Raw genomic sequence first — 12895 nt, 5'->3', positions numbered from 1 at the left:
AACCGATGTCGCCGCCTCCATCTATAATCGAACATGTGTTCGATATGGATGCTCCCGCGCACCTCGCCCGAATCACCACGGCCGCGCGCGCCGAAGCCCAGGCCGCGGCAGCACGCCTGATCGCTATCGGCGATCTACTGAGGCTGCGGTTAGCCCAGCATGGTAACCGGGAAGAATGGGCCGTCGACACGTGCGATGCGGTGGCCGCTGAAGTCGCGGCGGCGCTGCGTACCAGTGTGGCGATGGGTCACAGCAACCTGCGCTACGCCCGAGCGATGCACGAACGCCTACCCGAAGTAGCCGCCGCCTTCCGCAACGGCGACATCGACTTCCGGCTATTCCGGACGATCGTATTTCGCACCGAACTGATCACCGACGCGGATGCCTTGGCAGAGGTCGACGCACAATTGGCGCTGAAGGCCCCCCGTTGGCCGTCGATGACTAGTTGGAAACTCGCCACCGAGGTCGATCGGGTCGTAGCCAAGATCGACCGAGACGCGGTGCGGCGCTCGCGGCGCGACGCCGCGGACCGTTATGTGGACTGCTCTCCGGTCGACTCAGGGATGGCGTTGGTCAATGGCCAGGTTTTTGCGACGACGGCGGAGGCGCTCGATCGTAGGCTCGACGCCCTCGCCGACACGGTCTGCCCGGACGATCCGCGCACGGCCGGGCAGCGGCGTGCAGACGCGCTCGGCGCGCTGGCCGCCAGCCAAGACCGGCTGGCATGCGGCTGCGACAACGCGCATTGCCCGGCCGCGTCCACACCACGGCAGCCCAGCTCGATCATGATCCACATAGTGGCCGATCGCGCCACGGTGGACGGGTCCGGCGAGTCTCCGGGGCTTCTTCCAGGCGACGGCATCATCCCCGCGGAGATGGTGCGTGAGTTGGCCAAATCGGCCGAGTTGCGACCGATCTCAATGCCCGTGCGCCCCGAGTCCGGATACGCACCGTCTCGGGCGTTGACGGACTTTGTCCGTGCCCGGGATCTGACCTGCCGAGCGCCGGGCTGCGATCGGCCGGCAACCCAATGCGACGTCGATCACACCATCCCGTACCGGGAGGGTGGTGCCACCCATCCGGCGAATCTCAAATGCCTCTGCCGAAAACACCATTTGCTCAAGACGTTTTGGGGATGGCGCGACAAGCAGCTGCCAGACGGTACCGTGATCTGGTCGGTGCCCGACGGGCAGACTTATGTCACCACACCGGGCAGCGCATTGCTATTCCCCGGACTCTGCAGGCCTGGCCCCGACCTGCCAGCCAGCGGCCCGGCACCCGACGATCGCTGCGGCAGCCGCGACGCGATGATGCCCAAACGCGCCCGTTCCCGCACCCAGAACCAGGCTGCGCGCATCGCCGCGGAGCGCAACCACAACCGCAGGAAACGCGAAGCCGGCCAACGACGTTGGGAAGAGTGCTATTTCGGCACTCACGATCCATCGGCATCCGACGATAGCGAGCCGCCGCCCTTCTAGGAGGCCTCGTGAGTCAAGAGCGGTGGGATCAGACTCACCGCCAGGCAGGTGCGCACCACTGTAGACGGCGCATTGCGTCGCCGATACCTTTGACACTGGCGACAATTGGTTGACATCTGACCTGGAGATCAGCGATGGCCTACGTGGTAGTAGCTCCGGAGATTCTTACTGCGGCGGCGTCGGATTTGGCGGGCGTCGGCTCGGCGATCAGCGCGGCCAATGCAGCGGCCGCGGCGCCAACAGCGGGTTTGCTGGCCGCCGGTGCCGACGAGGTGTCGGCGACCATCGCGTCGCTGTTTTCCGACCACGCCCTGGACTATCAGGCGCTCGGCGCACGGCTGGCGGCGTTCCACAACCGGTTCGTGGCGGCCTTGAAGGCTGGTGAGGCGTTCTACGCCAGCGCTGAGGCCGCCAACGCCTCGCCCTTGGCAGCGGTGCCGCCCGAGGTGCTGAATGCCATCAACGCTCCCACCCAAGCGCTATGGGGACGTCCCCTGATCGGCGACGGCGCCGACGGGACAGCACCGGGGCAGGCCGGTGGGGCCGGCGGGCTGCTGTACGGCAATGGTGGCGACGGCGCGCCAGGGATGAACGCCGGGATCGCCGGCGGCTCCGGCGGCGCGGCCGGGCTTATCGGCAACGGCGGAATCGGCGGCTCCGGCGGGGCCGGCGCTGCGGGCGGGTCCGGCGGACGCGGCGGGTGGTTGTACGGCAACGGCGGCAACGGCGGAGCTGGTGGTGCCGGCCCGACGCTCCTCGCCGGCTTCAACGGCGGCAACGGTGGCAACGGCGGCAATGGCGGCGGCGCCGGGTGGTGGGGTTTCGGCGGGGCCGGCGGCGAAGGCGGGACCGGTGGAGCTGCGGGCGGCGACCCCGCGGCCACAGACGGAATTGGTTCCAACGGCGGTGTCGGCGGCAATGGCGGCAATGGCGGCCACGGCGGGTGGCTGGCTGGCAACGCCGGCGCCGGCGGGCAAGGCGGGATGGGCGGGAACGGCAACCAGCCCGATATCGGGTTCACTGGTGGCCGCGGTGGGACCGGCGGCTTCGGCGGCTCCGCTGGGCTGTTCGGTGACGGCGGAGCGGGAGGCGCGGGAGGGGCCGGCGGGGTCACCGGGGAGCTGGCCGCCGGCAACGGTGGTGATGGCGGGGATGGCGGCCGCGGCGGGTGGCTGAATGGCACCGCGGGCACCGGCGGGCAGGGCGGAGACGGCGGCTCGGTCGACGACAGCGATATGCACGGCGTATTACCCGGCTCCGGCGGGACCGGTGGCAATGGTGGTGCCGCCGGTTGGTTCGGCAACGGCGCCGCCGGCGGGGCCGGCGGTGCCGGCGGGGCGACCGATGTCTACGCCGGCAACGGCGGCACCGGAGGAGTTGGTGGTGCCGGCGGCCTGCTGATCGGCAACGGCGGCGCCGGGGGGCAGGGCGGGGCCGGCGGGCCTGCCGCCGTCGGCTCCATCGGGTTAGGGGGCAGTGGCGGCAATGGCGGCAATGGCGGCATCAGCGGGTGGCTCTACGGCAACGGCGGCAACGGCGGCGCCGGTGGCGCTGGTGCCGCTACCGCCGAGGCGGGTTTTACCAGCGGCAATGGCGGCAATGGCGGTAACGGCGGCTCGGCGCAGCTGATCGGCGCCGGCGGCATCGGTGGTGCGGGCGGAACCGCCGGACCAGGTGGAGCCGGAGGATTGGTTGGGACCGGCGGTGCCGCAGGCGCCGGCGGCCGACTCTACGGCGGGGGTGCGGTCCCCGACATTCTGGGGCGCCCGCTGATCGGTGATGGCGCCGACGGGGCGGCCGGCACCGGGCAGGCCGGCGGGGACGGTGGGTGGCTGTACGGCAACGGCGGGGCCGGCGGTTCCGGTGCGCCCGGCCAGACCGGTGGTGCCGGTGGCGCAGCCGGGTTGATCGGCAATGGCGGAGCCGGTGGCGTCGGGGGTGCGGGTGCCGCCGGCGGGAGCGGCGGAGTCGGCGGGTGGTTCTTCGGCAACGGCGGGGCCGGCGGAGCCGGTGGGGACGCCGTGGCGGGCCTGCCCGGTCTCAACGGCGGCAACGGCGGCAACGGTGGCGCCGGTGGAGCGGCCCGTTGGTGGGGCACCGGCGGGGCCGGCGGGCACGGTGGGACCGGTGGAGCTGGCGGCGGCACGAACCCCGATATCCCTGATCTATTTGGCACCCATGGAGGCAACGGCGGCAGCGGCGGTGATGGCGGGGGCGGCGGCTTGCTGTTCGGCGACGCTGGGGCCGGCGGCCGAGGCGGGGTTGGCGGCAACGCGAATGACGGCACCAGCGCACTCGGTTTCTTCGGCGGGAGCGGCGGAGCCGGTGGCAGCGGTGGTGCGGCAGGGCTGTTCGGTGCCGGTGGAGCGGGCGCGGTCGGCGGAGCCGGCGGGTCAGGATTCATCGCCGGCGGTGTCGGTGGTGCCGGCGGCGACGGCGCCGACGCCGGCTGGCTGGGCGGCAACGCTGGGGCCGCAGGTCAAGGTGGGACCGGCGGAGTCGGGACCACCATTGCCGGCGGAGCCGGAGGCGCCGGGGGAACCGGCGGTGCCGCCACGCTGTTCGGCGACGGCGCGGCCGGCGGAGCCGGGGGCACCGGCGGAAGCTCCTCGATGCAAAACAGTGGCGATGGCGGCAGCGGCGGCTCCGGTGGCGCCGGCGGATGGCTGATCGGCGGCGGCGGCGCCGGTGGGCAAGGCGGGATGGGCGGAATCACAGATCCGATGAGCGATGCTATCGCCGGGGCTGGCGGTTCCGGCGGCACTGGCGGCGGGGCCGGCTGGCTCTTCGGCGCCGGCGGCAACGGCGGTGCCGGCGGCATTGGCGCCGCTACCAATTCCCCGGGTATCTCCGGGGGCAATGGCGGTAACGGTGGCAACGGGGGCGGCGCCCAGGTGATCGGCGCCGGCGGCACCGGCGCGGCGGCTGGGGCCGGCGGTGCCGGTGGGCCTAGCGATCCCCCGACCACCCCTGCCGGAAACGACGGGTTCGACGGATCCGCCGGCGCCAGCGGCGCCGCCGGGCTGCTGTAGGGCAACGCAGGGGAAAACGCCGGGGATTCGGACCCCCGCTATCCGATCAGCACCGCGAACCGCGGCTTGATCACGTCATCGATGATTTCCAGCCGCTGGTCGAACGGAATGAACGCCGATTTCATGGCGTTGATCGTGAACCGCTCGAGGTCGCTCCAGCCGTAGCCGAATGCCTCCACCAAGCGGTGCATCTCCAAGCTCATCGAGGTGTCGCTCATCAGCCGGTTGTCGGTGTTGACCGTCACCCGAAACCGCGTACGCGCCAGCAGGTCAAACGGATGTTCGGCGATGCTGGCGACCGCACCGGTCTGAACGTTCGAGCTGGGGCACAACTCCAGCGGGATGCGCTTGTCTCGCAGGATCGATGCCAGCCGACCCAGCCGGTAACCACCGCCAGCATCAACTTCAATATCGTCGGCGATCCGGACGCCGTGCCCCAGCCGATCCGCACCACAGAACGCGAGCGCGGCGTGAATAGACGGCAACCCGAACGCCTCCCCGGCATGGATCGTGAAGCGCGCGTTGTGCTCACGCATGTACGCGAAAGCACCCAGATGCCGCGTCGGCGGGTAACCGGCCTCCGCGCCCGCGATGTCAAAGCCGACAACGCCCTTGTCCCGGAACCGAATCGCCAACTCGGCGATCTCTCGGGACATCGCGGCGTGCCGCATAGCGGTGACCAACAGGCGCACCGTGATCGGACGACCCGCGGCGGCGCAGGTCTTTTCGCCTTCGGCGAATCCAGCCAGCACGACGTCGACGATCTCGTCAAAGGACAACCCGCGGTCGATATGTAGTTCGGGAGCGAACCTGATCTCCGCGTACACCACCGAATCGGCGGCCAGGTCTTCCACGCACTCATGGGCGACGCGGTACAGCCCCTCCGGGGTTTGCATGACAGCCACCGTGTGCGAGAACGGCTCGAGGTAGCGCTCCAGCGAGCCGCTGTGTGAGGCGGTATGAAACCAGGTCGCCAGCTCGTCGATGTCGGTGGCGGGCAGCCCGTCATAACCGATCTGGCCGGCGATGTCCAACACAGTGGCCGGACGCAGACCGCCGTCGAGGTGATCGTGGAGCAGCGCTTTCGGTGCTTGCCTAATCGCTTCTAGGTCCAGCGGCGTGGTCACGGGGCTATCCGATCGATGATCAGCGGCCGCGTCGGCGGCGGTGTGTCGCCGACACTCCACGCGCCCTCCAGCTCGGCGCGCGCGGCGGTGAAACGTTCCGGGGTGTCGGTATACAGCGTGAACAAGACCTCACCGGCCGTCACAAGGTCACCGGGCCGCCGATGAATCCTGATGCCCGCACCGGGTTGCACTCGCTCACCCCGTCGTGATCTGCCGGCACCGAGCCGCCATGCTGCCATCCCCACTGCCTTCGCGTCGATGTTGCCCATTGTGCCGCCCCGGCCCGCGGCCACGGTGTCCGAATGCCGACCGGCGGGCAACGGTTGCGACAAATCACCGCCTTGCGCGGCGACCAGCCGGCGAAATCGGTCCATCGCGGTGCCGTCACGCAGTGCTTGTTCTGGATCGCGGCCGTTGATTCCGGCGAGTTCCAACATCTCGGCGGCCAACCGCACCGTCAGCTCGACCACGTCGGCTGGCCCGCCTCCAGCCAGCACCTCGAGCGACTCGGCCACTTCGAGCGCGTTGCCGACGGTCCCGCCGAGCGGACAGTTCATGTCGGTCAGCAGCGCACGAGTAGGCACGCCGTGCGCGAACCCCAGCTCGACCATCGTGTGGGCCAGTTCGCGAGACTGCTCCTCGGACTTCATGAATGCGCCGGAACCAACCTTCACATCGAGCACGAGCGCGCCCGCGCCTTCGGCCAGCTTCTTGCTCATCACCGAGCTGGCGATCAACGGCAGCGACTCGACGGTGGCGGTGATATCGCGCAGCGCGTACAGCTTGGCATCCGCCGGCGCCAGCTCGCCGGCGGCGAAGATCGCCGCGCCGACGTCGCCAAGTTGGGCGCGCACTCGCTGATTGGACAGGTTCGCCGTAAACCCGACGATGGATTCCAGCTTGTCCAGGGTGCCGCCGGTATGTCCGAGCCCGCGGCCGGACGCCTGCGGCACTACACCGCCGCAGGCGACGACAACGGGGAGCAACGGCAGGGTGATTTTGTCTCCGACGCCGCCGGTGGAGTGTTTGTCGACGGTCGGCAGATCGCCGAAGTCCATCCGCTCGCCAGAGGCCAGCATCGCCGCCGTCCACCTGGCGATCTCGCCCGGATCCAGGCCGCGCCACACGATGGCCATCAACAGCGCCGACATCTGCTCGTCGGCGACCCGGCCGTCGGTGTAGGCGCCGATGATCCAATCGATGGCGGCGTCCGACAACGTGCCGCCGTCCCGTTTGGTCCGGATCACCGCCGGTGCGTCGAGCGCGACATCGGTCAAGAGCGTTCCCGGAGGAGATCATCGACGCCGAAAGCATCAGGCAGCAGGTCGCCGAGCCGTCGCGGTCCGGCCGGATGGTCGATCAGCAACTCGGCGCCGCCGTGCTCCAGCAGCACCTGGCGACACCGCCCGCACGGCATCAGCGCAGACCCAAGGCCGTCGACGCAGGCCAGTGCCAGCAGCTGGCCGCCGCCCGAGGCATGCAGGGCACACACCACGCCACATTCGGCGCACAAACCCAGCCCGTAGGAGACGTTCTCCACGTTGCATCCGGTGACCACGCGGCCGTCGTCCACCAGCGCGGCCGCGCCGACATGGAACCGCGAATAGGGCGCATAAGCTCCAGCTGCCGCACAAATTGCTTTGTCCCGCAGCATGTTCCAATCAACAGCCGGCATTGCGCAACCTCATCCACCGTTGGGCGACCCAGAAAGTCACCCTAACCCCGACACGCCACAAGGGGGTGGAAAGCACTGTTGGGTACCGCCAGCAACCGCGCCCAAGCTAAGCTCGATAGCCCGGGTTTCGAAAGGGTTGAGCAGAGGTGACGACGACGCCGACAAGCGTATCCCGTAAGCGGCGACCACCTCGGACGCTGTATCGGGGAGATCCCGGTATGTGGTCGTGGGTGCTGCACCGAATCACCGGTGCGACGATTTTCTTCTTCCTGTTCGTGCATGTCTTGGACACCGCCCTGGTCCGGGTGAGTCCGCAGGCCTACAACTCGGTGATCGAGACGTACAAGACGCCGATCGTCGGCGTGATGGAACTTGGCCTCGTGGTTGCGGTGTCCTATCACGCCCTCAACGGCGTCCGGATCATCTTGATCGACTTCTGGTCGCAAGGCCCGCGCTATCAACGGCTCATGCTCTGGGTGGTCGGAATCATCTGGCTGCTGCTCATCGTTCCCGCGGCGGTGGTGGTGGGGATCCACATGCTGGAGCACGTCGGATGAGCGCGCCGGTCAAGCAACGCAGCCACGATCGCCCCGCCAGCCTGGATAACCCACGCTCGCCGCGTAGACGCGCCGGCATCCCCAACTTCGAGAAATTCGCATGGCTGTTCATGCGCCTGTCCGGCATCGTGCTGGTGTTCCTGGCGATCGGACACCTGTTCGTGATGCTGATGTGGGAGAACGGGGTCTACCGCATCGACTTCAACTACGTGGCCCAGCGCTGGGCGTCGCCGTTTTGGCAGATCTGGGACCTGCTGTTGTTGTGGCTGGCGCAGCTGCATGGGGGCAACGGCTTGCGCACCATCATCGACGACTACAGCCGCAAAGACACCACGCGCTTCTGGCTCAACGCACTGCTGGCGCTGTCGATGGCGTTCACGCTGGTGCTGGGAACCTATGTGCTGCTGACGTTCGACGCGAACATCTCCTGAAAGGGGACCGGTGATCCAGCAACACCGATACGACGTGGTGATCGTCGGCGCGGGCGGGGCCGGCATGCGCGCCGCGGTCGAGGCGGGTCCCCGGGTACGTACGGCAGTGCTCACCAAGCTCTACCCCACCCGCAGCCACACGGGTGCAGCGCAAGGCGGCATGTGCGCCGCACTGGCCAATGTCGAAGACGACAACTGGGAGTGGCACACGTTCGACACCGTCAAGGGCGGCGACTACCTCGCCGACCAAGACGCCGTGGAGATCATGTGCAAGGAAGCCATCGACGCGGTGCTCGATCTGGAGAAGATGGGGATGCCGTTCAATCGCACCCCCGAGGGCCGCATCGACCAGCGCCGCTTCGGCGGGCACACCCGCGATCACGGCAAGGCCCCGGTGCGCCGCGCCTGCTATGCGGCCGACCGCACCGGCCACATGATCCTGCAAACGCTCTACCAGAACTGCGTCAAACACGACGTGGAGTTCTTCAACGAGTTCTACGCGCTCGACCTGGCGCTTACTCAAACCCCGGGCGGTCCCGTCGCTACCGGGGTGATCGCCTATGAACTCGCCACCGGCGAGGTTCACGTATTCCACGCCAAGGCCATCGTGATCGCAACCGGCGGTTCCGGGCGAATGTACAAGACGACCTCCAACGCGCACACGCTGACCGGCGACGGCATCGGCATCGTCTTCCGCAAGGGACTTCCATTGGAGGACATGGAGTTTCACCAGTTCCACCCGACCGGACTGGCCGGCCTGGGGATCCTGATCTCCGAGGCCGTGCGCGGCGAGGGCGGCCGGCTGCTCAACGGCGACGGCGAGCGCTTCATGGAACGCTATGCCCCGACGATCGTCGACCTGGCACCCCGTGACATCGTCGCCCGCTCGATGGTGCTCGAAGTGCTGGAGGGCCGCGGTGCCGGTCCGCACAAGGACTACGTCTACATCGACGTCCGCCACCTCGGCGAAGAGGTGCTGGAAGCGAAACTGCCCGACATCACCGAGTTCGCGCGCACCTACCTGGGAGTGGATCCAGTCCACGAGCTGGTCCCGGTCTACCCGACGTGCCACTACGTGATGGGGGGCATCCCAACAACCGTCACCGGGAAGGTGCTGCGGGACAACAACTACACCGTCCCCGGCCTCTACGCGGCAGGTGAGTGCGCTTGCGTGTCGGTGCACGGGGCCAACCGGCTGGGCACCAACTCGCTCCTGGACATCAACGTCTTCGGTCGCCGGGCCGGCATCGCCGCGGCCAACTATGCACAAGGCCACGACTTCGTGGACATGCCGCCGGACCCGGCTGCGATGGTCATCGGCTGGGTCGCCGACATCCTCTCCGAGCACGGAAACGAGCGCGTCGCCGACATCCGGAACGCGCTGCAGCGGTCCATGGACAACAACGCTGCCGTGTTCCGCACCGAGGAGACCCTGAAACAGGCCCTCACCGACATCCACGCTCTCAAAGAGCGGTATTCCCGAATCACCGTGCACGACAAGGGGAAACGCTTCAACAGCGATCTACTGGAAGCTATCGAGCTCGGCTTCTTGCTGGAGCTCGCCGAAGTCACCGTGGTCGGTGCACTCAACCGCAAGGAGTCTCGCGGTGGTCACGCCCGCGAGGACTATCCCAACCGCGACGATGTGAACTACATGCGACACACCATGGCCTACAAGCAGGGCACCGAGCTGCTCAGCGACATCCGCCTCGACTTCAAACCCGTTGTGCAGACCCGCTATGAACCCAAGGAACGGAAATACTGATGTCTTTGGAAACGCAGGGAACGCCCGTCGGCGACAGCGTCGAACCAGGACTGGATCCGCCCTTGCCGCCCGTTCCCGAGGGCGCAGTGATGGTGACCCTGAAGATCGCCCGGTTCAACCCCGACGACCCGGACTTGTACGCGGCAACCGGCGGCTGGCAGAGCTTCCGGGTGCCCACGTTGCCGAGCGACCGGCTGCTCAACCTGCTGATCTACATCAAGGGCTACCTCGACGGGACCCTGACATTCCGGCGGTCGTGCGCCCACGGAGTGTGCGGTTCCGACGCCATGCGAATCAACGGTGTCAACCGGCTTGCCTGCAAGGTGCTGATGAGTGATCTGCTACCCAAGAAACCTGGCAAGCAGCTCACCATCACGGTCGAGCCGATCCGCGGGCTGCCGGTGGAAAAGGACCTCGTCGTCGACATGGAGCCGTTCTTCGACGCGTACCGCGCGATCAAGCCCTACCTGATCACCAGCGGTAACCCGCCCACACGAGAGCGTATCCAGAGCCGGACCGACCGCGCCCGCTACGACGACACCACGAAGTGCATCCTGTGCGCGGCCTGCACCACCAGCTGCCCGGTGTTCTGGAACGAGGGCAGCTACTTCGGTCCCGCGGCGATCGTCAACGCCCACCGCTTCATCTTCGACAGTCGCGATGAGGCGGCCGGCGAGCGCCTGGACATCCTCAACGAGGTCGACGGGGTCTGGCGCTGCCGGACGACGTTCAATTGCACCGAAGCCTGCCCGCGGGGCATCGAGGTGACCCAGGCGATTCAGGAGGTCAAGCGGGCGCTGATGTTCTCGCGCTGAGCTCATCCTCCGGAGCCAGCACACCCCCGTCGTATTCCGTCACCAGGTTGTCGACCACGGTCCGCCATGATGCGCCGTCCATGCAGAGGCGGCTGGCGGTGAGTACCAGCCGGTCCGGAGTTCCAGGAATCAGCGACACCGCGAACAATCTGCCGGTACGCATGTCGAAACTGGCCTGATGCCGCCCCACCACCTCCGCGACCGCGCCTCCCGGGGGCTCCACTCCCCAGCTCCACCCGCCGCCCGGGCGAGATGTCCAGCTGTCAAACCACGGTTCGAACACGGCGCCCAGGGCCGGATGGGCGTCGAAGACGGCGTCAACCGCGACTCGGATGCGCCCCTGGTCTACTCGCGGGTTGGCAACGAGAACGTCGGTGTGGGCAGTCGGTTCGATGTCCTCGAGCCGGGGCAGGTCGGCGAAGTACGAGTACGACATGCCCCACAGAATCCGCCGCAATCCTCAGCGAATTCTTGGCGGATTCTTGGAAGCGGACGTCACAATCTGGCGGGCTGTCTCGTCTGAAGGGGTATGACACAGAAAACCCGCATCGAACCCCTGCCCCCGAGGCGCGTTGGCCTGCTGACCCGCGCCATGTACCGCGTCGCACGGCGGCGCTACGGCGCGGTCCCCGAGCCGTTCACTGTCGCCGCCCATCACCCGCGACTGCTGGTCGCCGGTGCCGTTCACGAAACGATGCAGCAGCGGGCATCGCGAACGCTACCTGTCAGCGTGCGCGAGCTCGCGGTGTTGTGGACTGCGCGCCGCATCGGTTGCTCGTGGTGTGTCGATTTCGGATCCATGCTGCAGCGCCTCGACGGACTCGACGTTGCGCGACTTGCCCAGATAGACAGCTATGCAACGTCTCCGGCGTTCACCGAGGACGAACGGGCCGCCATCGCCTACGCCGACGCGATGACCACCGACCCGCATTCGGTGACCGACGAGCAGGTCGCTGACCTCCGAGTCCGCTTCGGTGACGCCGGCGTATTCGAGCTGACGTACCAGATCGGTCTGGAAAACATGCGTGCCCGGATGAACTCGGCACTGGGCATCACCGAGCAGGGATTTAGTTCCGGTGATGCGTGCCGAGTGCCCTGGGCTGCCGAGCAAGCTCGCGCAGCGGGGAACCGGTGAACTTGTCCGGGTTTGCGATATCCCAGAGGGCGCAGACCTTTCCGTCGCGCACCGTCATCGCGGTGATGCGCGGCAGCATCGCCCAATGTTCGTCGTCGCCCGCCGTGCCGAGTGTGTAGGCACCGAGTTCGCCGTTGACCATCGCCAACTGATTCGCCGAGTAGAACGCCGGGCCGTATCGTCGCGCCAACCCGAACAGGAACCGGGCCACCTTGTCCGCCCCGCGGATCACCTGGACGGCGGTGGGCGCCCGGCCATTGGCGTCGCCGGTGAGGGTCACGTCGGGATGCAGCAGCGACACGACGGCGTCCAGGTCGCCCGCGGCCATCGCGGCCATCAGCTGCCCGACGACCTCGTTATGGGCGGTATCGGGCGTGGGTCCGGAAGCAACGGCCTTCCGTGCCCGCGACGCCAGTTGCCGGGCGGCCGCTTCGGTGATTCCGAGGATGTCGGCTACTTCGGCGAACGGCACGGCGAAGCCGTCGTGCAGCACGAATGCAACGCGTTGATCCGGGCGCAGGCGCTCCAGCACGACCATCGCCGCGAACCGGGCGTCCTCGTGGGCGACCACGGCAGACAGTGGATCGGCGCCGTCCAAGCCGGTAACCACCGGCTCGGGCAGCCAGTGGCCGGTGTAGGTCTCTCGCCGGTGCGCCGCCGACCGCAACCTGTCCAGGCCCAGCCGGCTCACCACGGTCGTGAGCCAGGCCCGCACGTCGACCACCTGGTCCCGGCTTGCGGCCGCGTCCCAGCGCAGCCAGGCTTCTTGGACGATGTCTTCGGCGTCCGCGACGGTTCCCGTCAGCCGGTAGGCGACGGACATCAGATGCGGTCGCAGCGCCTCAAACTCGTTGACCTGCGTGGTCGCGGGCATACCGCG

At 68.1% G+C, this 12895-nt stretch carries 10 protein-coding genes and 3 pseudogenes; 8 read left to right on the top strand and 5 right to left on the bottom strand.

Annotation, left to right across the window (positions count from 1 at the left end; translation table 11 throughout):
- The first annotated feature begins 44 nt into the window (after nucleotides 1–44).
- From F6B93_RS05215 to F6B93_RS22695, 3 genes and pseudogenes are all read left to right on the top strand, one after another.
- Nucleotides 45–1478, top strand: a complete 1434-nt coding sequence (locus F6B93_RS05215) for an HNH endonuclease signature motif containing protein (RefSeq protein WP_246541088.1) — start codon at nucleotides 45–47, stop codon at nucleotides 1476–1478.
- Nucleotides 1479–1612: 134 nt separating this feature from the next.
- Nucleotides 1613–2125, top strand: a pseudogene (locus F6B93_RS23550) (PE family protein); the annotation flags it as partial.
- A gap of 1110 nt (nucleotides 2126–3235) precedes the next feature.
- Nucleotides 3236–3436: pseudogene (locus F6B93_RS22695) on the top strand (PGRS repeat-containing protein); the annotation flags it as partial.
- 1112 nt (nucleotides 3437–4548) lie between these two features.
- Here F6B93_RS22695 and F6B93_RS05205 read toward each other — a convergent pair.
- Genes F6B93_RS05205 through F6B93_RS05195 form a run of 3 tightly spaced genes read right to left on the bottom strand, consistent with a single transcriptional unit; the run spans nucleotide 4549 to nucleotide 7312 of the window.
- Nucleotides 4549–5637: an adenosine deaminase gene (locus tag F6B93_RS05205; RefSeq protein ID WP_211698140.1), complete on the bottom strand. Its 1089-nt coding sequence runs from the start codon at nucleotides 5635–5637 to the stop codon at nucleotides 4549–4551.
- Entirely contained in the window at nucleotides 5634–6914 is a 1281-nt protein-coding gene (locus tag F6B93_RS05200) for a thymidine phosphorylase (protein WP_211698139.1), read from the bottom strand. The genes F6B93_RS05205 and F6B93_RS05200 overlap by 4 nt, the downstream gene beginning before the upstream one ends.
- Nucleotides 6911–7312, bottom strand: coding sequence for a cytidine deaminase (locus tag F6B93_RS05195; protein ID WP_211698138.1), 402 nt, complete (start codon nucleotides 7310–7312; stop codon nucleotides 6911–6913). Before F6B93_RS05195 ends, F6B93_RS05200 begins: the two co-directional genes overlap by 4 nt.
- Nucleotides 7313–7530: 218 nt before the next feature.
- Here F6B93_RS05195 and sdhC point away from each other — a divergent pair, with 218 nt between their 5' ends.
- The 4 genes from sdhC to F6B93_RS05175 are packed head-to-tail and all read left to right on the top strand — an operon-like array spanning nucleotide 7531 to nucleotide 10880.
- Nucleotides 7531–7869, top strand: coding sequence for a succinate dehydrogenase, cytochrome b556 subunit (gene sdhC, locus F6B93_RS05190; RefSeq protein WP_246541009.1), 339 nt, complete (start codon nucleotides 7531–7533; stop codon nucleotides 7867–7869).
- Nucleotides 7866–8300, top strand: coding sequence for a succinate dehydrogenase hydrophobic membrane anchor subunit (locus tag F6B93_RS05185; RefSeq protein ID WP_211698136.1), 435 nt, complete (start codon nucleotides 7866–7868; stop codon nucleotides 8298–8300). The genes sdhC and F6B93_RS05185 overlap by 4 nt, the downstream gene beginning before the upstream one ends.
- A gap of 10 nt (nucleotides 8301–8310) precedes the next feature.
- Nucleotides 8311–10065 carry a succinate dehydrogenase flavoprotein subunit gene (gene sdhA, locus F6B93_RS05180; RefSeq protein ID WP_211698135.1) on the top strand — a complete coding sequence of 585 codons (1755 nt, stop codon included), beginning with the start codon at nucleotides 8311–8313 and terminating at the stop codon, nucleotides 10063–10065.
- Nucleotides 10065–10880 (top strand): succinate dehydrogenase iron-sulfur subunit, encoded by an 816-nt coding sequence (locus F6B93_RS05175; protein WP_211698134.1) that lies wholly within the window; start codon nucleotides 10065–10067, stop codon nucleotides 10878–10880. Before sdhA ends, F6B93_RS05175 begins: the two co-directional genes overlap by 1 nt.
- Here the strand turns inward: F6B93_RS05175 and F6B93_RS05170 are convergent.
- Nucleotides 10852–11316, bottom strand: coding sequence for a condensation domain-containing protein (locus tag F6B93_RS05170; RefSeq protein WP_211698133.1), 465 nt, complete (start codon nucleotides 11314–11316; stop codon nucleotides 10852–10854). The two genes, F6B93_RS05175 and F6B93_RS05170, sit on opposite strands and share 29 nt — an antisense overlap.
- Before the next feature lie 93 nt (nucleotides 11317–11409).
- On the opposite strand from F6B93_RS05170, the pseudogene F6B93_RS05165 reads away from it, so the two are divergent.
- A pseudogene (locus tag F6B93_RS05165) lies at nucleotides 11410–12015 on the top strand (carboxymuconolactone decarboxylase family protein); the annotation flags it as partial.
- Here the strand turns inward: F6B93_RS05165 and F6B93_RS05160 are convergent.
- Nucleotides 11948–12889 carry a sigma-70 family RNA polymerase sigma factor gene (locus F6B93_RS05160; protein ID WP_211698131.1) on the bottom strand — a complete coding sequence of 314 codons (942 nt, stop codon included), beginning with the start codon at nucleotides 12887–12889 and terminating at the stop codon, nucleotides 11948–11950. The pseudogene F6B93_RS05165 and the gene F6B93_RS05160 sit on opposite strands and share 68 nt — an antisense overlap.
- Nucleotides 12890–12895 lie beyond the last annotated feature (6 nt).

It is taken from the genome of Mycobacterium spongiae (assembly GCF_018278905.1).
GTDB lineage: Bacteria > Actinomycetota > Actinomycetes > Mycobacteriales > Mycobacteriaceae > Mycobacterium > Mycobacterium spongiae.
The sequence above is the reverse complement of the archived record's forward strand: the minus strand, read 5'-3'. Positions and strand labels throughout refer to the sequence as shown.